The sequence below is a fragment of the Blastococcus sp. TML/M2B genome (genome assembly GCF_016612865.1).
Classification (GTDB): Bacteria; Actinomycetota; Actinomycetes; order Mycobacteriales; family Geodermatophilaceae; genus Blastococcus.
In genome coordinates this window covers 269,152-292,048 of sequence record NZ_JAENZZ010000002.1, presented here as the reverse complement: position 1 = coordinate 292,048, position 22,897 = coordinate 269,152, and the positions used below count along the sequence as shown (strand labels likewise).

Annotated in this window: 20 protein-coding genes and 4 pseudogenes; 10 read left to right on the top strand and 14 right to left on the bottom strand. The window is 74.6% G+C overall.

Annotation, left to right across the window (positions count from 1 at the left end):
- Nucleotides 1-9: 9 nt before the first annotated feature.
- From JKP75_RS21160 to JKP75_RS09970, 6 genes and pseudogenes are all read right to left on the bottom strand, one after another.
- Nucleotides 10-630: a phosphatase PAP2 family protein gene (locus JKP75_RS21160; RefSeq protein ID WP_200491574.1), complete on the bottom strand. Its 621-nt coding sequence runs from the start codon at nucleotides 628-630 to the stop codon at nucleotides 10-12.
- Nucleotides 627-3,053, bottom strand: a complete 2,427-nt coding sequence (locus tag JKP75_RS09990) for a phosphatase PAP2 family protein (RefSeq protein WP_200491575.1) — start codon at nucleotides 3,051-3,053, stop codon at nucleotides 627-629. The genes JKP75_RS21160 and JKP75_RS09990 overlap by 4 nt, the downstream gene beginning before the upstream one ends.
- A 56-nt stretch (nucleotides 3,054-3,109) precedes the next feature.
- Nucleotides 3,110-3,697 carry a hypothetical protein gene (locus JKP75_RS09985; RefSeq protein ID WP_200491576.1) on the bottom strand — a complete coding sequence of 196 codons (588 nt, stop codon included), beginning with the start codon at nucleotides 3,695-3,697 and terminating at the stop codon, nucleotides 3,110-3,112.
- Nucleotides 3,698-3,779: 82 nt separating this feature from the next.
- Nucleotides 3,780-5,036 carry an MFS transporter gene (locus tag JKP75_RS22705; protein WP_255523335.1) on the bottom strand — a complete coding sequence of 419 codons (1,257 nt, stop codon included), beginning with the start codon at nucleotides 5,034-5,036 and terminating at the stop codon, nucleotides 3,780-3,782.
- A gap of 43 nt (nucleotides 5,037-5,079) precedes the next feature.
- Nucleotides 5,080-5,562: pseudogene (locus JKP75_RS24530) on the bottom strand (MFS transporter); the annotation flags it as partial.
- 236 nt (nucleotides 5,563-5,798) lie between these two features.
- A complete protein-coding gene (locus JKP75_RS09970) occupies nucleotides 5,799-6,539 on the bottom strand; it encodes a GGDEF domain-containing protein (protein ID WP_200493028.1) in 741 nt (246 codons plus the stop codon).
- Between the two features lie 28 nt (nucleotides 6,540-6,567).
- On the opposite strand from JKP75_RS09970, the gene JKP75_RS09965 reads away from it, so the two are divergent.
- Nucleotides 6,568-7,473 carry a hypothetical protein gene (locus JKP75_RS09965; protein WP_200493027.1) on the top strand — a complete coding sequence of 302 codons (906 nt, stop codon included), beginning with the start codon at nucleotides 6,568-6,570 and terminating at the stop codon, nucleotides 7,471-7,473.
- Here JKP75_RS09965 and JKP75_RS21155 read toward each other — a convergent pair.
- Nucleotides 7,466-7,807 (bottom strand): hypothetical protein, encoded by a 342-nt coding sequence (locus JKP75_RS21155; RefSeq protein ID WP_200491579.1) that lies wholly within the window; start codon nucleotides 7,805-7,807, stop codon nucleotides 7,466-7,468. The two genes, JKP75_RS09965 and JKP75_RS21155, sit on opposite strands and share 8 nt — an antisense overlap.
- Here JKP75_RS21155 and JKP75_RS24525 point away from each other — a divergent pair.
- From JKP75_RS24525 to JKP75_RS09950, 3 genes and pseudogenes are all read left to right on the top strand, one after another.
- A pseudogene (locus tag JKP75_RS24525) lies at nucleotides 7,806-8,531 on the top strand (hypothetical protein); the annotation flags it as partial. The gene JKP75_RS21155 and the pseudogene JKP75_RS24525 sit on opposite strands and share 2 nt — an antisense overlap.
- A gap of 10 nt (nucleotides 8,532-8,541) precedes the next feature.
- Nucleotides 8,542-9,060 (top strand): hypothetical protein, encoded by a 519-nt coding sequence (locus tag JKP75_RS09955; protein ID WP_255523334.1) that lies wholly within the window; start codon nucleotides 8,542-8,544, stop codon nucleotides 9,058-9,060.
- Between the two features lie 73 nt (nucleotides 9,061-9,133).
- Nucleotides 9,134-10,528, top strand: a complete 1,395-nt coding sequence (locus tag JKP75_RS09950) for an MFS transporter (RefSeq protein ID WP_200491581.1) — start codon at nucleotides 9,134-9,136, stop codon at nucleotides 10,526-10,528.
- Here the strand turns inward: JKP75_RS09950 and JKP75_RS09945 are convergent, their stop codons facing one another.
- The 6 genes from JKP75_RS09945 to JKP75_RS09920 form a co-directional block, all read right to left on the bottom strand.
- Nucleotides 10,529-10,981: a hypothetical protein gene (locus JKP75_RS09945; RefSeq protein WP_200491582.1), complete on the bottom strand. Its 453-nt coding sequence runs from the start codon at nucleotides 10,979-10,981 to the stop codon at nucleotides 10,529-10,531.
- A gap of 14 nt (nucleotides 10,982-10,995) precedes the next feature.
- Complete coding sequence (locus JKP75_RS09940) at nucleotides 10,996-12,402, bottom strand: aldehyde dehydrogenase family protein (protein ID WP_309229727.1); 1,407 nt, start codon at nucleotides 12,400-12,402, stop codon at nucleotides 10,996-10,998.
- 37 nt (nucleotides 12,403-12,439) lie between these two features.
- Complete coding sequence (locus JKP75_RS09935; RefSeq protein ID WP_375539249.1) at nucleotides 12,440-13,003, bottom strand: phosphotransferase; 564 nt, start codon at nucleotides 13,001-13,003, stop codon at nucleotides 12,440-12,442.
- 495 nt (nucleotides 13,004-13,498) lie between these two features.
- On the bottom strand, nucleotides 13,499-14,500 hold the full coding sequence (locus JKP75_RS09930; protein ID WP_200491584.1) for a hypothetical protein: 1,002 nt from the start codon (nucleotides 14,498-14,500) through the stop codon (nucleotides 13,499-13,501).
- Between the two features lie 53 nt (nucleotides 14,501-14,553).
- The gene (locus JKP75_RS09925; RefSeq protein WP_200493024.1) at nucleotides 14,554-15,174 is read right to left on the bottom strand and encodes a TetR/AcrR family transcriptional regulator; all 621 of its coding nucleotides are present in this window, start codon (nucleotides 15,172-15,174) and stop codon (nucleotides 14,554-14,556) included.
- Nucleotides 15,175-15,184: 10 nt separating this feature from the next.
- Nucleotides 15,185-15,580 carry a VOC family protein gene (locus JKP75_RS09920; protein WP_200491586.1) on the bottom strand — a complete coding sequence of 132 codons (396 nt, stop codon included), beginning with the start codon at nucleotides 15,578-15,580 and terminating at the stop codon, nucleotides 15,185-15,187.
- 440 nt (nucleotides 15,581-16,020) lie between these two features.
- Between JKP75_RS09920 and JKP75_RS24520 the strand changes: the two are divergent.
- From JKP75_RS24520 to JKP75_RS24515, 4 genes and pseudogenes are all read left to right on the top strand, one after another.
- Nucleotides 16,021-16,524: pseudogene (locus tag JKP75_RS24520) on the top strand (MFS transporter); the annotation flags it as partial.
- Between the two features lie 37 nt (nucleotides 16,525-16,561).
- Nucleotides 16,562-17,416, top strand: a complete 855-nt coding sequence (locus JKP75_RS22685; RefSeq protein ID WP_200493023.1) for an MFS transporter — start codon at nucleotides 16,562-16,564, stop codon at nucleotides 17,414-17,416.
- Between the two features lie 131 nt (nucleotides 17,417-17,547).
- Nucleotides 17,548-17,946: a nuclear transport factor 2 family protein gene (locus tag JKP75_RS09905; protein ID WP_200491588.1), complete on the top strand. Its 399-nt coding sequence runs from the start codon at nucleotides 17,548-17,550 to the stop codon at nucleotides 17,944-17,946.
- A gap of 88 nt (nucleotides 17,947-18,034) precedes the next feature.
- Nucleotides 18,035-18,640: pseudogene (locus JKP75_RS24515) on the top strand (flavin-containing monooxygenase); the annotation flags it as partial.
- A gap of 119 nt (nucleotides 18,641-18,759) precedes the next feature.
- Here JKP75_RS24515 and JKP75_RS21140 read toward each other — a convergent pair.
- The gene (locus JKP75_RS21140) at nucleotides 18,760-18,984 is read right to left on the bottom strand and encodes a hypothetical protein (RefSeq protein ID WP_242473281.1); all 225 of its coding nucleotides are present in this window, start codon (nucleotides 18,982-18,984) and stop codon (nucleotides 18,760-18,762) included.
- Between the two features lie 104 nt (nucleotides 18,985-19,088).
- On the opposite strand from JKP75_RS21140, the gene JKP75_RS21135 reads away from it, so the two are divergent.
- Nucleotides 19,089-20,633, top strand: coding sequence for an alpha/beta hydrolase (locus tag JKP75_RS21135; protein ID WP_309229726.1), 1,545 nt, complete (start codon nucleotides 19,089-19,091; stop codon nucleotides 20,631-20,633).
- 597 nt (nucleotides 20,634-21,230) lie between these two features.
- Entirely contained in the window at nucleotides 21,231-22,892 is a 1,662-nt protein-coding gene (locus tag JKP75_RS09895; protein ID WP_200491590.1) for an AMP-binding protein, read from the top strand.
- Nucleotides 22,893-22,897 lie beyond the last annotated feature (5 nt).

Genomic DNA, 22,897 nt, shown 5'->3' with positions numbered 1-22,897 from the left:
GGCCGGCGGTCAGGGCCGCGGGCCGCGGGCCGGCACGCCGAGGAGCAGGTCGAGCGTGGCAGCCAGGGCCACGCCGGCCGCGGCGCCACCCACGACGTCCAGCGGTGCGTGCCCGCCCAGGTACACCCGCGCCACGGAGTTGAGCACCGCCAGCACCAGGACGACGACCTGCCAGCGGCGGGCCAGGTAGGGCAGCAGCAGCACGGCCACCCCGAAGGCGACGATCGCGTGCCCCGAGGGGAACGAGCCGCCGGCCGAGGGCACGTCGCGCAGCACCGCGCCGGGGATCGTCGTCCCCGGCCGCTCGCGGTGCACCAGCTCCTTGAGCACGCCCCGCTCCACCACCAGCTTGAGCGGCACGAGCAGCACCAGCGCCGCGGCCAGGCGCGGGCGGCGCAGCAGCAGCGCCCCGGCGGCGACGACCAGCGGCGTCCCGAGCACGCCGAGCAGCTGGACGGCCCACAGCGGGGTCTCCCACGCGTCGGACCGGTCGTTGACCAGCGCGAACAGGCGGCGCTCCCAGGTGTCGACGGTCCCGTCGGACACGGCGGTGGCGCAGGCCGCCGTGACCGCGATCCCGCCCGCGGCCAGGACGACGTCGGACCGGCGCCGGCGGAACGGCGCGCTCACATGCCGAACCGGTGCTCGAACCGGGCGGTCAGCAGGGCCCCGGCCGCCGCGGGCAGCCAGAAGGTCAGCAGCCGGAAGACCAGCACGCACGCGCACGCCGACGACAGCGGCGCGCCCAGCGCGGTGAGCGCCAGCAGCAGGGCGACGTCGGCCGCGCCCGGAGCCGCGGTGACCGGCACCAGCGACCACAGGAGGTGCAGCGCCCCGTACACCGTCGCGGTGGCCAGCACCGGCACCTCGCCCCCGACGCTGTGCAGGGCCGCGGCCAGCACCGCGGCCTCGAGGAAGATGCCGGTGGTGACCCAGGCGAGCTGGGCGCCCCTCCGCCACGGCCGCACCCCACCGGGCCGGTGGATGCGCAGCAGCTCCCGCAGCGCGCGGGCGACCTCCGCCCGGTCCCGCCGGACCGGCGCCGGCCCCGACGGCAGCGCGAGCCACTGCCCGGTGAGCACGAGCACCCAGGCGCCCGCACCCAGGGCGACGGCCGGGCCGAGGGCCTCCGGCGTCCGCCACCCGGTCAACCGGTCGTCGACGAGGGCGAGCACGAGCGTCGGGACGGCGACGAGGAACGCGGCGACGACGCCGGCCGCGGCGAAGCGGGACAACCCGGCGGTGGCGGCCGCGGGCAGCACACCGGCCCGCTCCAGGAAGCGGGCGGCCGCCCGGCGCCAGCCGTCGTGCCCGTGCAGCAGCGTGGCGGAGTCGGCGACCATCCCCGCGCCGGCGGTCCGGCCGAGGGCGATCCGCCGGTCGACGGTGAGCAGCGCGCCCGCGGCCCGGGCGGTGCGCGCCAGCACCGTGAGCGCGACCGCCGCGCCCAGCCAGCGCCACCCGCCGTCCTCGAGGAAGTCGGCGGGTACGCCGTCGGCGCCGAGCAGCGGGAGCCCGACGAGGGCGAGGCCCGACCCGGCCGCGACGGCGAGCCACGCGGCCCAGCCGGTCGGCGGGAACTCCGGGCGGTCGAGGTCGGGCAGCCCGAGGGAGGCCCGCACCTCAGCCCGCAGCACGCCCAGCCGCTCGGGCCGGGTGCGCAGCGCCGTGCGGGTCGCGGCGGTCAGGCAGAGCGGTGCCAGCGCCGGCAGGGCGTCGGCGACCGGGGCCGCGCCCAGGCCCGCGACGGCGGAGCGCACGACGACGTCCGGCTCGGCGACCAGCGCCAGCGACGCCATGAGCTCGGCGACGTCGCCGGCCAGCGCGTCGTCGTCGGCGCCGGTCTGCGCGTTGGCGAAGTCCACGACCCAGGGCCGGCCGACGTCGTCGACCATGATGCTGGCGGTCACGAGGTCGTGGTGGGCCACGCGGGCGTCCCGGAGCAGGCCCACCTGGTGCCAGACCTGGGCGAGCAGTGCGGGCGTCACCCGCTCCGCGGGCAGCTCGTCCAGCGGCACCCCCTCGAGGTGCTCCTGGACGACGACGGCGCCGCGGTCGCTGCCGCGGGCGAGCAGGACGCGGGGCGTGCGCACCCCGCGCTCGCGGGCGGTCATCGCCGCGACCGCCTCGTGCTCGGCCTGCCGGCCCAGCGGCGCGACGGCGTCGGCGTCCTTGACGTCGCGGACCGCGACGAGCCGGTACAGCCGGTAGAGCCAGTCGCGCTCGGTGCGGTTCGGGCCCAGGTACTTCACGTACAGCCGGCGGCCCTCGGCCGTGGTGGCCACGAAGGGGTGCGAGCTGAGAGCGCGGACCGGCGCCGGGCGCAGCTCGCGCACCGGGAGGCCGACCCGGTTCAGGAGCCGGGCCAGCCGCTGCGGGTCGACCTGCAGGCGGGGCACGCCGAACGCCACGTGCACGAGGGATCCGATCGCCCAGCCGAGCGCGGCGCCGCAGACGACGTCGAGCGGCAGGTGCGCGCCGACGTAGATCCGCGCCAGGCCCACCACCCAGGCGAGCGCCCACACGACCCGCCGGGTGCGCCGGGACACGTACGGGACGACGGCGGTCGCCAGCGCGGCGGCGACCGCGGCGTGGCCGGAGACGAAGCCCAGCCCGGTGACCGGCCCCTCGGGGAAGTGCACGTCGACGGCGAAGCCCCCGGGCCGCTCCCGCCGCACCACGGACTTGACCAGGTCGGCGGCGACGTAGGCGAGCAGGCCGGAGACGATCAGGTCGCGGGCCAGGCGGACCTGCCGCGCGGCCAGCGCCAGCACCGCGACCAGCGGGACGGCGACGACGTTGCCGAGCTGCATCACCAGCCAGACGACGGGGAAGAGGGCCGGTGGCAGGTCGTTGACCAGCTGGAAGACGTCCCGCTCCGCGACCGGCAGCTCGCCGCGGCGGGCGACGAGGAAGCCCAGCCCCAGCACCGCGGCGCCGAGCACCACCCGGACCAGGTCCACGGTGTAGCGGTCGACCGGCGTGCGGCGGCCGTCGCGCACCCGGGCGCCGGCCGGACCGGAGGCGCGCCCCGGCCGCAGCAGCGTCGTCACCAGGAGAGTGCACCGCGTCGGGGGCCGGGCCAGCAGGGTCTTCCGTCCCCCGCGCCTCAGCCGGCCGGGGGGAGCGCGGCCAGCACGGCGTCCGCGGCCGCCGGCCAGTCCGCGACCCGCGGGCCGGGCACGGCGCGGTTGTAGGGCTGGTCGAACACCAGCGCGGCGCGCCCGGCGGCCGCGAAGGCGGTCAGGTTCGCCGGGCTGTCGTCGAGGTACAGGTCGGCGCCGACCTCCGGCTTGTCGGCCATCAAGCACAGGTCCCAGAACGGGATGCGGTGCCGCTCGAGCCAGGTGACGGTGTCCGCCGCGGCCGCGCCGTGACCCCCGCTGACGACCAGCCGGTGGGTGATGACCCGGATGCGCACGCCGGCCTCCGACAGGCGCCACAGCTGCTCCGACACCCCGGGCAGCGGCGCGAGGTCGCGGAACAGCCCGGCCGCGACGGCGCGGCCGTGCAGGTCGAGGTACTCGGCGCGGGTGGCGATGCCCCAGCCGCACCGCGTCCAGTCCCAGTCGACCGGGTCGGGCAGCGTCGCGGGGTCCACGCCGCGCTCCCCGGCCACGAACGCCCGGAAGCCCCCGGTGTAGTCGGCGCAGACGCCGTCGAGGTCGAGGCCGAGGACGAACCGACGGGTGCTCACCCGGTGCTCGTCGGCACGCGGTGCGGTCGGCTGCACGGCCCCCGGTGCGCCGCTACCCCGACCGGGGGACGGCGCCCCGCGGTCAGAGCCAGAGCTCGAACTGGATGCCGTCGGGGTCCTCGAAGGAGACGAACCGGCCGAGGTCGAGCACGCGGACGGGGGAGTGCGGCACCCCGAGCTCGTCGAGGTGGGCGATCCAGCGGTCGAGCTCGGCCTCGTCGGAGACCTTGAACGCGAGGTGGTCCAGCCCGGTGCGGCGGAAGTCGAACTCGTCGCCCGAGCCCTCGGCGGGCTGGCACAGGCCGAGCACGACGAAGCTGGACGGCTCGAGCAGCAGGACCCGGGGCGAGCCGGCGTCCTCGGCGCCGTAGCGGCGCAGCTCCTGGAGGCCGAGGACGCGCTGGTACCAGGCGGCGCTGGCGTCCATGTCCCGGACGGTGAGGGCGACGTGCGAGACGCCGGAGAGCGTGGGCATGCCCGGATCGTGGCAGGCCCACGTCCTCCGGTGCGGTCCGCCGCGCGCGGGGCTACCGGGAGCCGGCGAAGTCGGCGGGGGAGAAGCGGCCCTCCGAGAGCCGCTTCTCGATCTTCTCCAGGCTGCGGCCGCTGAGCTCGGGCATCCGCCGGTACAGGAAGACGAACCCGGCGATGTTGAACGCCGCGTACAGCCAGAAGGTCTGGCCGGTGCCGATCGTGTCGATGATGTTAGCAGGGTCAGCGTGATGAGCAGGTTGGTCCCCCACAGCGACGCGGACTGCGCGGCCGCGCCGGCCTCCCGGGTGGCCAGCGGGTAGATCTCCGAGCCGGTCAGCCAGCCCATGAGCTGGATGCCGCCGGCGGTGAAGGCCATGAAGGCGATCAGCGTCGCGATGATGTACGGGACCTGGGCCTCGCCGTCGTTGCCGGTGACGAAGAAGGTGCCCAGCACGATCAGCGCGAGCGCGGCCCCGGGGAGGGTGAGCAGCGTCAGCCGGCGGCGGCCCACGCGGTCGATGATCGCCAGCCCGACGAGCTGGGTGACCAGGTAGGTCGCGCCCAGGGCGACCGACACCCGGAGGGCCGCGGAGTCGGAGAAGCCGTTGTCCGTGAGGATCGTCGGCGAGTAGTAGACGATCATCTCGATCCCGGACAGCTGGGTGAAGATCGCCAGCCCGCACCCCACGACCAGCGCCGGGCGCACCCAGGCCTCGCGCAGGCCGCGCCAGCCGCTGGTCTCCGCGGAGCGCTCCTCCTCGACCAGCTCGTCGATCTCCTGCAGCTCGGCGGAGACGTCGCTGCCGGACGGGCGGACCCGCTCGAGGGCCTCGCGGGCGCGGTCCTCCTGACCGTTCTTGACCAGCCCAGCGCGGAGAGTCCGGCAGCCGCAGCATCAGCAGCAGCATGAGCGCGCTCGGGACGACGGCCGCGCCGATCGACACCCGCCAGTCGACGCTCTCGGTGGCGCCGACGATCGTGGCGATGAGGATGCCGACGCCGATGGCGATCTGGAAGAACAGCACCAGCCGGCCCCGGTACCGGCTCGGGGCCAGCTCGGCGACGTAGACCGGCGCGGTCTGCGTGGCACCGCCGACGGCGAAGCCCAGCACCACGCGGGCCAGCGACAGCGTGATCGGGTTCGGTGCCAGCGAGGCGCCCAGGGAGCCGAGGACGAAGATGCCGGCGACGATCAGCAGCGTCGTGCGGCGGCCGCGCGCCTGGCTGAGCCGGCTGCAGGTCAGCGCCCCGATCACCGCGCCGGCCAGGATCGAGGCCGCGATGACCTGCTCCCAGCCGCTGCCGATGTCGAACTCGTCGCTGATCTGCAGCAGCGCGCCGGAGATGATCCCGGTGTCGTAGCCGTAGAGCAGGCCGGAGATCGCCGACACCAGCGCCACGATGACGACGGCGCCGGTCAGGCTCCCGCCGTCGTCCGTCGTCGTGGTCCCGCCGGGCGGGGCCGCGGTCGCGGTGCCGGTGGACGGGCCGGGGGTCTCTTCCTCGGACACGTTGATGGAACTCTCCCCGTGGGCGGACGGCGCGGCGTCGGCCACGCTAGGTCCGGCAGCGGGAAGCCGCCTGTCCAGACGGGGAGATCGCCCCGACGGCGGACCGGGTCGAGCGGTCAGGCGTCGGTGACGACGCGGTCGCGCCCCTGCGCCTTGGCGCGGTAGAGCAGCGCGTCGGCGCGTCCGAGCAGCGCCGCCGGGGTCTCGTCGGCAGCTCCTGTGACGCCGATGCTGGCGGTGACCGGCACCGCGCCGGTGAGGTCCTCCCACGCGTGCCCGGCGATCGCCGTCCGCAGCTCCTCGGCCAGGGCGGCGGCGTCCGGGGGTGCGGTGTCGACCAGGACGAGGAGGAACTCCTCGCCGCCCATCCGGGCGGCGAAGGACCCGCCCAGGGCCCGGGCGCCGTCGGCGGGCACGGCCGCCTGGAGCAGTCCGGCCACCCGGCGCAGCACGGCGTCGCCGACGTCGTGGCCGAACGTGTCGTTGACCCGCTTGAAGTGATCGAGGTCGACCAGCGCCACGCTCGCCGAGGCCGCGGGCAGCCCCCCGGGACCGAGCAGGCGGATCAGCTGCTCGTCGATGTGCCGGCGGTTGTACAGCCCGGTCAGCGGGTCGCGCAGCGACAGCTCCCGGTAGCGGCGGGACTGCCGGCGGGCCTCGCTCGTCTCGTACATGGCCTGGACCGCCCGGGCGCGCGCGTCCCGCTGGGCCGACTGCAGCTCCACCAGCTGCTCGTGGAAGAGCTTGTGCTCGGTGAAGGCAGCCCGGTGGTCGCCCTGGGCGGCGTGCAGCTCGGCCTGCTCCTGCCGGGCGCGGACCCGGATGGCGGTCAGGCCGTGCCGCTCGCACCGCGCCACAGCAGTCGTCCAGGACCTGCCGCGCCCCGTGCAGATCGCCGAGCCGGCGCCGCACCTCGGCGAGGGTCAGCAGGAAGTCCGCCCCGGCGTCCCCGTCGGTGGAGCTGTCCAGCAGCTCGGGTGCCAGCCCCGGCAGCAGCACCGCCTCGGCGTCCTCCAGCCGGCCCAGGCCGATGAGCACACGGCCGAGCGTGTCCAGCCGGCCGACGCCGAGGGTCTCGCCGAAGTCGGCCGAGCGCGCCTCCAGCTGCTGCGCGATGGGCAGGGCCTCGTCGAAGCGGCCCAGCAGCGTCTCGATGTAGGCCCAGTTGTTGAGGACCACCAGCTCGCGCCGGGCGTCACCGCGCTCGTGGGTCAACGCGAGCACGTCGGCGTAGCGGAGGGAGGCCGAGGCGTCCCCGTGCTGCCCCAGGGTGTCGGCCAGCCGCAGGGAGTGGTCGATGCGCAGCTCGGCGGGCGCGTCGTCGTCGAGCAGGTCGACGGCCTCGATCGCGTGCTCCAGCGCGGTGGCGGAGTCGCCCAGCTCCTGGAAGATCGAGGCGAGCACGTAGGCGCTGCGCGCCCGGAGGAAGGGCCGTTCGTTCTCGACCGCCCAGCGGCTGATCGCCTGAGCGCTCCGGCCGGCCTCGGCGTGCTCGCCCCGGCACCGCGCCATGTCCGCGCCGACGAGCCGGGCGCGCAGCCGCACCTCGGTCAGCTCCGGCCCCTCGGCCTCGGCCGCGACCCGCTCGGCCCGCTCGGCGATGCCCTCGACGGTGAAGCGCGAGAGGGCCTCCAGCTCGGCAACCTGGGCGGTCAGCCGCCGGAGCGGGTCGTCGCCCGGGTCCGGAAGCCCTGCGTCGACGACGGAGAGCGAGAACATGCCTCCACCTTCGGCAGGACCGGCGGCGAACCTGAGCGCGCGGGTGCGCGTCCCCCCGAAGGGGTCAGCTGAACGGGATGACCGGCCGGTCGGGGCCGCCGTCCTCACCCCAGCGCATCCAGCTGCGCAGGCCCTTGAGGGCGTCGGCGTCGGCCTTGTCCCGCCCTCTGCGCGGTCGGCGGCGGGGCGCGGTCGAGGTCTCCCTCGACGGACGCTCACCACCGGTCGACCGGACGTGCATCAGGTACTCCTGGACCGGCGCCGCGGACGGGAGGCCGTGGCGGGCGAGGACGTCGTGCCGGGCCTCGCGCTCGCAGGCGAGCTTCTCGACCTCCGACATCTCCGAGGTCGTCCCGGTGCGTTCGCGGCCGTGCGCCGCGGGCCTGCCGAATTCCAGAGCCGACATGGTGTTCCTCCTCCTCCGGAGGGGTGCCGTCGTGGGTACCGCCCCTCGATCGTCCGCCTGCCCGGCCCCGGACGCCAGGGCCCTCCAGCCCGGACGTGAGCCCTGCCCGACGCGCGGCCCCCGCCACCCAGGGCGGCCAGGTGACCGACCGCACACCCCCGGTAGCCTCGCGCGGGTGTCCGACCTCTTCGCGCCCCTGACGCTGGCCCACGGCCCGGCCGCTCCCAACCGGGTGTGGCTGGCCCCGCTCACCAACACGCAGAGCCACCCCGACGGACGGCTCTCCGACGAGGAGCTGCACTGGCTGTCGATGCGGGCGCGCGGCGGGCACGGGCTGACGATGACCGCCGCTGCGCACGTCCAGGCCGGCGGCCAGGGCTTCCCGGGGCAGCTCGGCGTCTTCTCCGACGACCACCTGCCCGGCCTGACCCGGCTGGCGACCGCACTCAAGGACGAGGGCTCCCTGGCCTCGTTGCAGCTCCACCACGCCGGCAACCGGTCGCCGCGGGACCTGGTCGGCCGGCCGGTCGGCCCCTCGGACCACGAGAAGTCCGGCGCGCGGGCGATGACCGGCGACGAGGTCGCGCAGCTGGTCGAGGACTTCGCCGCGGGGGCCCAGCGGGCCGAGCGCGCCGGGTTCCACGGCATCGAGGTGCACGGCGCCCACGGCTACGTCCTGGCCCAGTTCCTCTCCCCGGAGGAGAACCGGCGCACCGACGGCTACGGCGGCTCGGCTGGAGAACCGCGCCCGCCTGCTGTTCGAGGTGGTCCGCGCCGTGCGCGAGCGCTGCGGGCCGGACTTCCAGGTCGGCGTCCGGATCTCCCCGGAGCGGTTCGGGCTGCGCCTGGGCGAGGTGCGCGAGGTCGCCGCCGAGCTGCTCCTCTCCGACGCCGTCGACTACCTGGACCTGTCCCTCTGGGACGTCGCCAAGCAGCCGGAGGAGGAGGGCTTCCAGGACCGCCCGCTGATGGACTGGTTCACCGACCTCGACCGCGGCACCACCCGCCTCGGCGTGGCCGGCAAGGTGCGCAGCGGGCAGCAGGTCACCGAGGCCCTCGACCGGGGCGCGGACTTCGTGATGGTCGGGCGGGCGTCGATCCTGCACCACGACTTCCCCGAGCGGGTCCGGGCCGACGGCTCCTTCGCCACGCGCACCCCGGTGAGCCCGGCGCACCTGGCGGACGAGGGGCTGTCGCCGGTGTTCGTCGAGTACATGCGCAACTGGCGGGGGTTCGTCACCGAGGCGTCCTGACGCACCGGCGCGCGGGCGCCGATCCGGGTCGCGGGAGGCGGCCGGCACGACCGAGGGGAAGGGCGGAGGAGCGGTGAGCGACGGGCCGACCTCCGCCGACCCGGGCGGCGCCGACGTCCCCGATCCGCGGCGGCGGCGCTGGATCCTGCTGGCCTGCCTGGCCGGCATGTTCGCGACGACGTTCCCGGCGACGATCCTCACGATCGCCGTCCAGCCGATCGCGCTGGACCTGGGCTCCTCGCCCTCGACCGTCCTGTGGGTGACGACGGCGCCGCTGCTGGCCGCCGCCGTCAGCACCCCGGTGCTGGGCCGGCTCGGCGACCTGCGCGGCCACCGGCGGCTGTTCCTCACCGGGATGACCGTGGCGGTCGTGTTCGGCATAGCCACGGCGCTGGCGTGGGACGCGGGCAGCCTGATCGCCGCGCGCACCATCTCCCAGCTCGGCTCGGCCGCCACCATCCCGAGCTCGTTCGCCATGCTCTTCCGCGCCCACCCGCCGCACCAGCGGGTGCGGGTCTCCTCGCTGGCCTCGGCCGTGCTGGCCGGCGCGGCGGTGGTCGGCGTGGTCATCGGCGGCCCGCTGGTGGACCTCGTCGGGTGGCGGGTCATCTTCGTCGTCCAGGCGGCCGTCTGCGTCGGGGCGCTGGTGGCGGCGATCCCCGTGCTGCCCTCCGACCCGCGCGGGCGGGAGCGCATCCCGCTGGACCTGCCCGGGGCGCTGGCCCTGGCGGTGGCGACCCTCGCGCTCACCTTCGGGGTCAACCGGCTGGGCGTGTGGGGCCTGTCGCCGGTGCCGATCGGCTGCCTGGTCGTCGTGCCGTTCGCCGTCTGGGCCCTGGTCCGGATCGAGCGGCGGTCGTCGGCGCCGCTGCTGCCGCTGCGGGTGCTCTCCTCCCGCAACACCCGCGTGGTGACCGCCGCGAGCTTCTTCCTGGGCGCGGGGTGGATGGGCAACTTCGTGCTCACGCCGCTGCTCATGCAGTCGGTGATGGGCCTGTCGGCGGGCCTCACCTCGCTGCTGAGCGTGCCGCGTGCGGTCTTCATCGTGGGCGCGGCGCCGACCGCCTCGCGCTGGGGCCAGCGCTTCGGCGAGCGGCGGATGGTGGTGGTCGCGGCCGCCGGGCTGGGCCTGGTGATGGCGTCGATGACCGTGGGGGCGCTCACCACCTCGGTGGTCGCGATCTCCCTGGCGCTGCCGCTGTCCGGCTGGGCCTTCGGGCACGCGCAGCCAGGGCTGGTCTCGGCGATGGGGCACGCGGTGGACGAGCGGGACTTCGGGCTGGCCACCTCGCTGCAGCAGACGTCGAACCAGATCGGCGCCGTCGTCGGCATCGGGCTGTTCACCGCGCTGGCGGGGGATGCCACGACCGCCGGCCCGTTCGCCGTCGTCTACCTGCTGACCGCGACCTGCGCGTTCATCAGCGTGCCGTTCGCGCTGCTCATCCGCGACGGGCACGCGAAGGCCTGATCAGCCGGCGGGCTCCCGCGGCACCAGGGAGGCGACCAGCGCCGCGGCGGCGACGACGAGGAGCACCCAGGTGCCGGGGGCGCCGGGCGGGGTGCCGAGCGTCTCCAGGGGCTTGAGCCTGCCGACGAGCAGCCGCAGCAGCGCCTCCAGCAGCACGGCGGCCAGCACCAGCGGCACCAGCCCGCGGTACCGCGCCAGCACGACCCAGACCAGCAGCGCCAGCACCAGCTGCGCGCCGCCCCACTGCCCGAGCAGCGCGACCGCGTTGTCCCCGCCGGCGGCGCCGGTGTCGATCGTGGCGATCGACCCGGCGCCGCTGTCGGGGGCGAGCACGTGCACGAGGCTGCGGGCCGTCGCGAGGACGGCGTAGAGCACCAGGACGCCGATCGCCCACCGGGTGCCCCGGTACTCGTCGGCCCGTCGCGGGAGCAGCAGCCCCGGGTCGGGTCGCACGCCGTCCTCCGCCGCTACTGCTTGCGGCGGTGGAGAAGCTGCATGTCGGTGAAGCCCTTGAGCCCCCACGGCCCGTTCTCCACCCCGATGCCGCTCCACTTCAGCCCGCCGAACGGCAGGTTCGGTGCCAGGGCGGCGTGGGTGTTGACCCACGCGGAGCCGGCATCGAGCCGGCGGGCGACGCCCTCACCGCGCTCGGTGTCGGTGGCCCACACCGACGCCCCCAGCCCGAAGGTGGTGGCGTTGGCGCGCTCGACGGCCTCGTCCAGGTCGCGGTAGGCGATGACCGGCAGCGCCGGGCCGAACTGCTCCTCGTCGACGATCGCGGTGCCGTCGGCGGCGTCGGTGAGGATCGTCGGGGCGAAGAAGTAGCCGGGCCGGTCCAGCGCGGCACCCCCGGCCGCGGCGCGCGCGCCGGAGGCCAGCGCGCCGTCGACCAGGCTCCGGACCCGGTCGAACTGCGGCCGGTTCTGGATCGGGCCGAGCTTCGTCGCCTCGTCCATGCCGTCGCCGACGACGACGCTGGTCGCCTCGGCGACGAGGGCGTCGACGACGGCGTCGTGCAGGCTCTCCGGCACGTAGACCCGCTTGACCGCGACGCAGGTCTGCCCGTTGTTGGTGAACGCCGCGTTGAACAGCGCCTTGCCGACGACGGCGGGGTCGGCGTCGTCCAGCACGATCGCGGGGTCGTTGCCGCCGAGCTCGAGGGTCACCCGCTTGAGGTCGGCGGCCGAGGCAACCGCGACCTTCTTGCCGGCGCTGATCGAGCCGGTGAAGCTGACCTTGCGCGGCGTCGGGTGCGCGGTCATCGCCGCACCGAGGGAGTCCCCGCCGGTGACGATGTTGAGCACGCCCGGCGGCAGCGCGGAGTTGAGCACCTCGACCATCGCCAGCGACGACAGCGGCGTGTACGGCGACGGCTTGAGGACGACGGTGTTGCCGGCGCGCAGCGCGGGCGCGATCTTCCAGGACGACAGCAGCAGCGGGAAGTTCCACGGCGCGATCGCCGCGACCACGCCGATCGGCCGGCGCACCACCTCGACGAAGGCGGCGTCGTCGTCCTGGAGGATCTCGCGCTCCAGCTCCAGATCGGCGTAGTACTGCAGCCACATGCCGACGCCGGCGACCTCGAAGATCGCCTCGCCGAGCGGCTTGCCCTGCTCCTGGGTGAGCACCGGGGCGATCCGCGGGATCGCCTCGTTCACCGCCTTCGCGGCCAGCCGGAGCGCTTCGCGGCGGGCGTCGTCGTCCTGCCGCCAGGTGCGGAACGCCTGCGCGGCGCCGGCCATGGCGTCGTCGAGGTCGGCCGCGGTGGCCTCGGGGGCGGTGGCGAAGGGCTCGCCGGTGGCGGGGTTGATGACCTCGGAGCGGGCCGCGGAGTCGCGGGCCTCCCCGTTGATGGTCATGAGGTGCTGGGTCACGTCGGGTTCTCCTCGGGAGGTGGGGGAGCGGGTGCGGTCAGGTGAGGACGTCGGCGGCGTCGAGGTCGAGGGCGTGCCGGGCGTGCCGGGTGGCCATGGCGAGGAACATCTCGTCGCCGCGGTCGGTGCGCTTCACGCTCATCGAGGCCAGCACCGCCATCGACAGCCCGCCCCACGTGCCGCGGCGGTAGTCCAGCCAGCAGTCGGCCCAGTCGTAACCGGTCACGCCGCCGGCGACGAGACCGTCGAAGTAGTCGCGGACCAGCTGCTCCTCGACCTCGCGCCGGACCTCGGGGAGCAGGCCGGCGCCGAGGAAGTAGGCGACGTCGCTGGGGCCGGTGCCGGTGCCGCAGGTCTGCCAGTCGACGACGGTGACCGTGCCGTCCGGGCCGATGAGCAGGTTGTCCAGGCGGTAGTCGACGTGGGTGATCGTGGGCGCGGGGGCCCGCTCCGGCCGGGCGTCCAGCCGGCCGAAGTAGAGATCCCCGGCCTGCTTCACGTGCGGCTCCAGGACGGCGGCGTACCGCTCCTGGAAGCCGGCCCACAGCATCGGCAGCACCTCGCCGAGCAGCGCGCCCCGCCCCTCCGGGTCGCCGTGCAGCCAGTCCAGCGCCAGCAGCGAGGGGTCGCCCCACAGCCGGCGCGTGCAGGTTGACCAGCTCGCGCACCGCCGCGGCCGCGATGTCGGGACCGCAGCCGCGCAGCTGGTCGCCGGGCTCGGCCGGGGCGAGGTCCTCCAGGAGCAGCACGAAGGACGCCGTCTCGACGTCGAGGTCGGCGTGGTGCAGCCGGGGCGTGCGCACCGGCAGCCGGCCGGCCAGCTCCTGGTAGAAGCGGACCTCCTTCTCGTAGGAGCGGAACGCCTTCGCGGTGGCCCGGCTGCCCTCGTCGGCGGCGGGCAGCTTGGCGACCAGCGAGGCGGGGCCGGCGCCGGGCTCGTCGTAGGTGAGCCGGATCCGGACGCTGTCGCACATCTGCCCGGTGCCGAGGGGGCGGACGTCGGCGTCCACCACCCGGCCCACGGCGAGCGAGCCCGAGGAGGTGAGGGCGGCGGTCAGCCACTCCGGCGTCAGGGCGCCCGGGGTGTCGGCGATCGTCAGCACGGCAGCACCCCGGTGACGTCGGTGCCGGGGAAGAAGCGGTGGTGGCGCGCGCCGGTCACCTCGTAGACGGCGGTGCCGCTGCGCCCGTCGCCGGTGCGCACCCGGACGACGTTGAGGCCGCCGCGGTGGAACGGCTCGTACGGCCGGACGAAGTCGCCCTCGGCCTCGACGTCGATCGTGCGCCCGTCGGCGAGCACGAACCGGCAGCCGCCGGCGATCCCGGCGACCTGCTCGCCGTTCGTCCCGTAGTCGACGACGGCGCCGTCCCGGCCGCGCCAGTCGACGTCGTAGGTGAAGCCGACGACCGGCACCGGGTCGCTCCCGTCGGCCGCGGCCCAGCAGCCGTCGGTGTAGATCGTCGCGCCGTTGGCCAGCTCCCAGTGCCAGACGCCGAGCATCCCGTCCTCGAGCTGGATCTGGAACCAGATCCACAGCGGGCAGCGGCCGTGGTCGCGCACGCCCCAGGAGTGGTCGCGCTGGCCGGTCCAGCCGTCGATGGAGTGCTCGACGCCGGCGACGGTGTAGGTGCCCGACCAGGTGCCGGACTGCAGGATGTGGCTCTGGTCCCAGACGATGCCGTCGGCGGCGCGCATGGTGCCGCGGCGCAGGCCGTAGGGCTGGGTGCGGGCGCGGAAGACGGCGTCGACGCCGATCGGGCTCACGTCGGGGTCGGCCCAGAGCCGGACCTCCTGCCACGGCTTCACGATCTCCACCCGCGCGCCGGGCACCTCGGGGGTCTGCGGGTCCTCGCCCAGCTCGCGCGCGCTGCCGTGCAGGATCTGCTCGGCCCCGACCCGGCCCATCTGCAGGCTGTCCATCGTCCCCTGCGACGGCTTCACGGCCATCGTGAAGAACACCGCGTCCCCGGTGCCGGAGGGGTCGTGGATGTCGAAGAAGTGGCTCTCGCGCCAGTGCGGGTGCGGGGTCGCGACTGCCGGCAGGAGCTCGGGGAGCTGGTGGACCAGCTGTTCGTCGGCGGGGGTAGGACGGGCCACGGTGCCTCCAAGGTGGTGTGACCCCGGACACTAGCGAGCAGTGCTCGCATCCGTCAGCCCCTCTCGAGGCCGTCCAGGAACGTGGCGAGCCCGAAGGCGAAGACGTCGTCGCTGTCCGGGCGCCCGGGGGTCTCCGCGCCGGGCGTCTCGGTGGCGGCGTCGAAGGCGACGGAGCCCAGCACGTAGTCGAGCAGGGCGAGGTAGGCGGTCCGCGCGCGCTCGGGGGGATGCCCGGCGGCCAGCAGGTTGTCCAGCCCGCAGGCAGCGGCCCGCGAGGCGTTGGGCCCCTGGATGGGCGCGCCGCTCAGCGCCGGCACGACGTGCGGGTGGCTGCGCAGCACCCGGCGCAGCTCGGTGGACAGCTGCTCCACGCGGGTGCGGCCGGGCAGCTGCGGATCGGGCAGCCGCACCTCGCCGAGGACGGCGTCCACCAGCAGCACCAGCAGCTCGTCCCGGCTGGCCACGTGGCGGTAGAGCGTCGAGCTGCCGGTGCCCAGCCGGGTGGCCAGCGCGCGGACGGTGAGCGCGTCCAGCCCGTCGGCGTCGACGAGGGCGAGCGCCTCGGCGAGCAGCACCTCCAGCGTCAGGCCGTCGGTGTGCGGCCGGCGCCGGCCCAGCCGCTCCTCGTGCCGGCGCCACCAGGGGGCGCTGCCGGGGAGGGGGGCGACGGGCACCCGGGGAAGGCTACGGCGAGGTGGCGGTCTCCTGGTCGATGCACATGATGTTGCCCTCGCTGTCCTTGAACCAGGCCGCCCGGGCCATGCCCTCCATGGAGGCGATGTCGCCGTCCCACCGGACGCCGGGGAGGTCGTACACCTCGAACGTGACGCCCTTGGCCTTGAGGTCGCGCACCTCGGCCTCGATGTCGTCCACGTGCCACTGGGCGATGGTGTGCCCCGCCTGGCCGGCGTAGGCCGTCTCGTAGACGTTGAAGGTGGTGCCGCCCCGCGTCTCGTACCGGAGGGCGACGCCGCCCACCTCGCGGGTCGGGGTCATCCCGAGCTTCTCGGCGTAGAAGGCCCTCGCCCGGCCGAGGTCCGCGGCCGGCACGTTCGCCTCGACCCTGCTCGTGTTCAGCATGGCTGGCTCTCCATCGAGGTCGTCCCCCGTGCGGATGGGACCCGTCGAGCCTGGCCCTCCGCCCGGCACCCGGCAAGGGGTCGCGTGGCTCCCGGGAGGGCTCGTCGCAATTCACTCGGCTCGCGTGACGCCGGGCGATAGAGTCCTCCGGTGCTCGACCGGGGTCCCGTCCGCCAGGTCGGCCCGGGCAGCACCGATCGGCCGGGAGCTCGCCGCGCAACGCCGCGACGACGAGCGGACGGCCCGTCCACACGTCCCCAGGGGCAGCGCTCCGTGCTGCCCCGGGCCTTCCGGACACCACGCGGGCGGCGTCCTCCGCCCCGCTGACACCAGGAGAACCGCCTGTGACAACCCCCGCCGCGCCGACCGCGCCGGCGTACCCCGAGAAGATCGACGCCGCCGTCCTGAAGATCGCCGGCGTCGTCGTCCTCGGCGCGATCATGTCGATCCTGGACATCACCGTCGTCAGCGTCGCGCTGCCGACGTTCCAGGAGGTCTTCGACGCCACCTACGCCACCGTCGCCTGGACGATGACGGCGTACACGCTGGCCCTGGCCACCGTCATCCCGCTGACCGGCTGGGCCGCCGACCGGTTCGGCACCAAGCGGCTGTACCTGGCCGCGCTGTTCCTGTTCACCGCCGGCTCCGTGCTGTGCGCGGTGGCGACCTCGATCGAGATGCTGATCGCCTTCCGGGTCCTGCAGGGCCTGGGCGGCGGCATGCTGATGCCGCTGGGCATGACGATCATGACCCGCGCCGCGGGCCCGGACCGGATCGGCCGGCTCATGGCCGTGCTCGGCATCCCGATGCTGCTCGGCCCGATCACCGGCCCGATCCTCGGCGGCTGGCTGATCGACGTCGCCTCGTGGCACTGGATCTTCCTGATCAACCTGCCGATCGGGCTGCTCGCACTGCTCTACTCGTGGCGGGTGCTGCCCGCGGACGAGCCGAGCGAGACCGAAGACGTTCGACTTCCTCGGCATGCTGCTGCTCTCGCCGGGCCTCGCGCTGTTCCTCTTCGGTGTCTCCTCGATCGCCGAGGGCGGCGAGGGTGCGTCCTTCGGCCCGCGGGTCTGGGTGTCGGCAACCATCGGCGTCCTGCTGATCCTGGCCTTCGTCCGCCACGCGCTGGGCACCGACAAGCCGCTGATCGACCTGCGGCTGTTCCGCAACCGGCGGCTCACGATCGCGACCGTGGCGATGTTCGTCTTCGTCATCGCGTTCATGGGCGCCGGGCTGCTCTTCCCGTCGTACTTCCTGCAGGTGCGCGGCGAGACGACCCTGATGGCCGGTCTGCTGATCGCGCCGCAGGGCCTGGGCGCGATGGTGACCATGCCGATCGCCGGTGTGCTGGCCGACAAGGTGCCGATCGGGCGCACGGTGCCCTTCGCGCTGCTGGTCATGGCCGCCGGGTTCTTCGTCTTCACCCAGGTCGGCGCGGACACGCCCTACCCGGTGCTGTGCGGGGCGCTGTTCGTCATGGGCCTGGGCATGGGCGGCACGATGATGCCGATCATGACCTCGGCGCTGAAGTCGCTGACCAACGCCGAGGTCGCCCGCGGCTCGACGCTGATGAACATCGTCCAGCAGATCGGCGGCTCGATCGGCACCGCCGTGCTGTCGGTGGTGCTGACCAACCAGCTCCAGTCGCGGCTCCCCGGCGCGGAGGACCCGCTCGAGGCCATGGCCGCCGGGTTCGGGACGACGTTCACCGTCGCCTTCGTGCTGGTCCTGGTCGCCCTGGTGCCGGTCGCCTTCCTCCCGCGGAAGAAGGAGGAGTCGCACCTCCTGGACGACGAGGACGGCGCGGTCGCCGCTCCGGTGCTCATGCACTGATCCGCCCGCTCTGCATGACGACGGCCCTCCCGGTCCTCCCGGGAGGGCCGTCGCCGTTCCCGGGGGCGGGCACCTCCCGGCAGGATCGGTGCGGCGGCGCATCCCGCGCCGCGGACGACGAGGAGGTCCCCGTGATCGACGACGTCATCGCCCGCTGGCACCGGTACATGGCAGGCGAGCTGCCCGGTGGGCTCGACGAGCTGCTCGACGACGACGTCGTCTTCTACTCGCCGGTGGTCTACACGCCGCAGCGTGGCAAGGCGGTCACCACCCAGTACCTCCGGGCCGCGGCCGGGACGCTGGGCGGCGGGGAGGGCGGCACCTTCCGCTACACGAAGGAGGTGCTCGCCGGCGACACCGCGGTGCTCGAGTTCGAGACCAGCGTCGACGGCAAGTACGTCAACGGCGTCGACATCATCCGCTGCGATGACGCCGGCCGGATCGTGGAGTTCCGGGTCATGCTGCGCCCGCTGCAGGCGATCACCGCCGTCCACGAGCAGATGGGCCGCACCCTGGCCGCCGGCGGCTGAGCCGCCCGGGACGGGCCCCGGGCGGCCCGTCCCGTGGTACTACCGTCCCCATCGAGTGTGACCACCGTCATAGTCCGAGGGGGAGCGCGTGACCGAGGCAGCAGCGCAGCAGACCGGCCGGGAGCCGGACGTGGACGTCGTCGTCGTGGGGGCCGGCTTCGCCGGGCTCTACCTGCTGCACCGGCTGCGGGCCGCCGGGTTCCGCGCGCGCGGCTTCGAGGCCGCCGACGACGTCGGGGGCACCTGGTACTGGAACCGGTATCCGGGGGCGCGCTGCGACATCCCCACCACCGACTACACGTTCGGCTTCGACCCGGAGCTGGAGCGGGAGTGGACGTGGTCGGAGAAGTACGCGCAGCAGCCGGAGATCCTGCGCTACCTGCAGTTCGTGGCCGACCGCTACGACCTGCGCCGGGACATCACCTTCGGCACGCGGGTCGAGGAGGCCGCCTGGGACGACGCGGCCGGCCTCTGGCGGGTGCGGACCTCGGGCGGGGAGACCGTGACCAGCCGCTTCCACGTCATGGCGACCGGCTGCCTGTCGGTGCCCAAGCAGCCCGACATCGAGGGTGCCGACCGCTTCCGGGGCGAGGTGCACCTGACCAGCCGCTGGCCGCACGAGGGCGTCGACTTCACCGGCAAGCGGGTCGCCGTCATCGGCACCGGCTCCTCGGGCATCCAGTCGATCCCGCTGATCGCCCAGCAGGCCGCCGAGCTGACCGTCTTCCAGCGGACCCCGAACTTCTCCATCCCGGCGCACAACGGGCCGGCGCCGGCGGCGCGGGTGGAGCGCCTGGCCGCGGACCGGGCGGCCTACCGCGAGGCCGGCAGGTGGTCCCGGATGGGCGTGCCGGGCGAGGCCACCGAGCTGACGGGGGTCGGGACGCCGGAGGACGTCCGGCGGGAGCGGCTGGAGGCGGCGTGGGAGGCCGGCGAGCTGCAGGTGATCACCAGCGTCTTCGCCGACCAGGGCACCAACCCCGAGTCCAACGAGATCGTCGCGGAGTTCATCCGCGAGAAGATCCGGTCGATCGTCACCGATCCGGAGACGGCCGAGGCGCTCTCGCCGCGGGACCACTACTTCGGCACCAAGCGGTCCCTGCCTGGACACCGGCTACTACGCGACGTTCAACCTGCCGCACGTGCGCCTGGTCGACCTGCGGACGACGCCGATCACCACCATCACCGAGACCGGCATCGAGACGACCGAGGAGTCCGTCGAGATCGACGCGATCGTCTACGCGACCGGCTTCGACGCCATGACCGGCGCGCTGGTGAACGTCGACATCACCGGTCGCGACGGCGGAACGCTGGCGGAGAAGTGGGCCGACGGGCCCTCGACCTACCTCGGGCTCATGACGACGGGGTTCCCGAACTTCTTCGCCATCACCGGGCCCGGCAGCCCGTCGGTGCTGTCCAACATGGCCGTCTCCATCGAGCAGCACGTCGACTGGGTGGCCGACTGCCTCATCGACCTGCGCGACCGGGGGATGACGACGATCGAGCCGACCCCGCAGGCCGAGGAGGGCTGGAACCGGCACGCGGCCGACTGCGCCGCGATCACGCTGCACCCGACCGCGAACTCCTGGTACATGGGCGCCAACGTGCCCGGCAAGCCGCGCGTCTTCTACCCCTACATCGGGGGCGTCGACGGCTACCGGGCGGTGGCCGACGAGGTGCGCGAGCGGGACTACCTCGGCTTCCGGATGTCCGGGCCGGACGGCGAGCGGTGCACCGACGGCGTGGTGCGCCGGCTGCAGCCCGACGTGAGCGCGGTGCTGGAGGCCATGGCGCAGCTGGACCTGCCGCCGCTGGAGTCGATGCCGCCCGAGCAGCTGCGCGCCTTCATGGACACGCTCAACGCCGACCGCCCGCAGGGGCCCGACGTCGGCGAGGTCCGCGACGGCGTGCTGCTCGGCCCGGCCGGCGACCTCGCCTACCGGCTGTTCCGGCCGGCCTCGCCCGGGCCGCACCCGGTCGTCCTGTACTTCCACGGCGGCGGGTGGGTGATCGGCGACCAGGTGTCCGACGAGCCGCTGTGCCGTGACCTCTGCGTGCGCGCCGACGCGGTCGTCGTGTCGGTGGACTACCGGCACGGCCCCGAGGCGCGCTACCCGGCGGCCGTCGAGGACGCGGAGGCGGCGCTGCACTGGGTGGCCGCGCACACGGGCGAGCTCGGCGGCCTCCCGGACCAACTGGTGGTCGCCGGCTGGAGCGCCGGGGCCAACCTCGCGGCCGTCGTCGCCCAGCGGGCCCGGGACGCGGGCGGCCCCGCGCTGCGCGGGCAGCTGCTGATCACGCCGGTCACCGACTCGACCATGGCGACGGGGTCCTACCGGGAGAACGCCGAGGGCTACGTGCTCACCGCCGGCGTGATGCGCTACTTCTGGGACCACTACTGCGACGAGGACCGGCGCAGCGAGCCCGCGGCCTCGCCGCTGCGCGGCCGGCTCGACGACCTCCCGCCCGCGATCGTCGTCACCGCCGAGTTCGACCCGCTGCGGGACGAGGGCATCGCCTACGCCGAGGCGCTGCGCGCGGCCGGCGTCCCGGTCGAGCACGTGAACGCCCACGGGCACACGCACACCTCGCTCTCGATGGTCGGCGTCGTCCTCTCCGGTGCCCGGTTCCGGGCGGAGATCGCCGCGCACCTGCGCGCCCTCCTGCCGGAGACCGCGCCCGTCTGACGGCCCGCGCGACCCACGACGGACGCCCCGCGCCGGCATCGGCGCGGGGCGTCCGGCCCGGGCGTCAGCGGGCGCCCGCGGCCTCCGGCACCCGCGGCGGCGGCTCGTCGTCGGGCACGTCTGCCGGCACGAGCGGCTCGGAGGTGACCGGCTCGAGGTCCAGGTGGGGGGAGCAGCCGGTCCAGCCAGCCCGGGAGCCACCAGTTCCGGGAGCCCAGCAGCGCCACGTCGCCGGCACCAGCACCAGCCGGACCAGGGTCGCGCCGATGAGGATCGCGATCGCCAGGCCCCCGCCTCGGTGACCGGCACGTCGTAGCGCAGGTCGATCAGCGCGGTCGCGCCGTCGCCCGCGCGGCTCCCAGGCGGTGCTGCGTGCAGGTCATGCGCGTTCTCCTCGTCCGGGCGGGTGCGGGCAGGTGGTCCGCACCCGAGCGGGCAGACCATGGCGCGCGGCGCTCGGGAACCGCTGGAGCCGTCGTGGAGCGCACCGGGACCGGCCGGGCCGCCGCCCTGGACGGCGTGCACGCGTCCGGCCCACAATGCGTCGACCCGGGAACGGGCCGCTCCGCGCCGCACCCACCGCACCGGAGGTAGGACGTGTCCCAGCCGAGCCCCGCGGTCCCCTCCTACAGCAGCGGGACCTCCGCCGTGCCGCTGCTGGGCGACACGATCGGCGCGAACCTCGACCGCACCGCGGCCCGCGTCGGCGAGCACGAGGCGCTGGTGGAGTGCGCCACCGGCCGTCGCTGGAGCTACCCCCAGCTGGTCGCCGACGTCGACGCCTGCGCGCTCGGGCTCGACGCCCTCGGGGTGCGGAAGGGCGACCGGGTCGGCATCTGGGCGCCGAACTGCGCCGAGTGGGTGTTCGTCCAGTACGGGACGGCGAAGATCGGCGCGGTGCTGGTCAACATCAACCCCGCCTACCGGACGCACGAGCTGGCCTACGTGCTGAAGCAGGCGGGCATCTCGGTGCTGGTGTCCGCGCCGGAGTTCAGGACCAGCGACTACCGCGCGATGGTCGCCGAGGTGCGCGGCGAGTGCCCCGAGCTGCGCGAGGTGGTGTTCCTCGGGAGCCCGGAGTGGGAGCAGCTGCTGGCGACCGGCCGGGCGGCGGACCGCGGGCTGCTGGCCGAGCGGGAGGCGCAGCTGTCGGCCGACGACCCGATCAACATCCAGTACACGTCCGGGACGACCGGCTTCCCGAAGGGCGCCACGCTCACCCACCACAACCTGCTCAACAACGGCTTCTTCGTCGGCGAGGGCTGCGGCTACACCGAGGCCGACCGGGTCTGCATCCCGGTGCCCTACTACCACTGCTTCGGCATGGGGATGGGCAACCTGGGGGCGACCTCGCACGGGGCGACGATGGTCATCCCGGCCCCCGGCTTCGACCCGGCGCTGACGCTGAGGGCCGTGCAGGAGGAGCGCTGCACCTCGCTCTACGGCGTCCCGACCATGTTCATCGCCGAGCTGGGCCTGGCGGACTTCGCCGACTACGACCTGTCCACCCTGCGCACGGGGATCATGGCCGGCTCCCCGTGCCCGGTGGAGGTGATGAAGCGGGTGGTCAGCGAGATGGGGATGACCGAGGTGACCATCTGCTACGGCATGACCGAGACCTCGCCGGTGTCCACCCAGACCGGTGCCGACGACGACCTAGACCGCCGGACCGCGACCGTCGGCCGGGTGCACCCGCACCTGGAGGTGAAGGTCGTCGACCCCGCGACCGGGCTGACCGTGCCGCGCGGCGAACCCGGCGAGTTCTGCACCCGCGGCTACTCGGTGATGCTCGGCTACTGGGACGAGCCGGAGAAGACCGCCGAGGTCATCGACGCCGCCCGGTGGATGCACACCGGCGACCTCGCCGTCATGGACGAGGCGGGCTACCTGAACATCGTCGGCCGGATCAAGGACATGGTGATCCGCGGCGGGGAGAACGTGTACCCGCGCGAGATCGAGGAGTTCCTCTACACCCACCCCGACGTCGTCGACGCCCAGGTGATCGGCGTCCCCGACGAGCGGTACGGGGAGGAGCTCATGGCGTGGGTGCGGCTGCGCGAGGGCGCCGAACCGCTCACCGCCGAGGCGCTGCGGGAGTTCTGCGCCGGCCGGCTCGCGCACTACAAGGTGCCCCGCTACGTGAAGGTCGTCGACGAGTTCCCGATGACGGTGACCGGCAAGATCCGCAAGGTCGAGATGCGGGAGGTCTCCATCGAGGAGCTGGGCCTCCAGTCGGCCGCCGCGCACCGCTTCGCCTGACGCCG

Bases quoted from the DNA above. Each gene is read 5' to 3' on its own strand.
- JKP75_RS21155 (WP_200491579.1), bottom strand. From the start codon at position 7,807: ATGTCGGCTCTGGAATTCGGCAGGCCCGCGGCGCACGGCCGCGAACGC.
- JKP75_RS09920 (WP_200491586.1), bottom strand. From the start codon at position 15,580: ATGCTGAACACGAGCAGGGTCGAGGCGAACGTGCCGGCCGCGGACCTC.
- JKP75_RS22685 (WP_200493023.1), top strand. From the start codon at position 16,562: ATGCTGCTGCTCTCGCCGGGCCTCGCGCTGTTCCTCTTCGGTGTCTCC.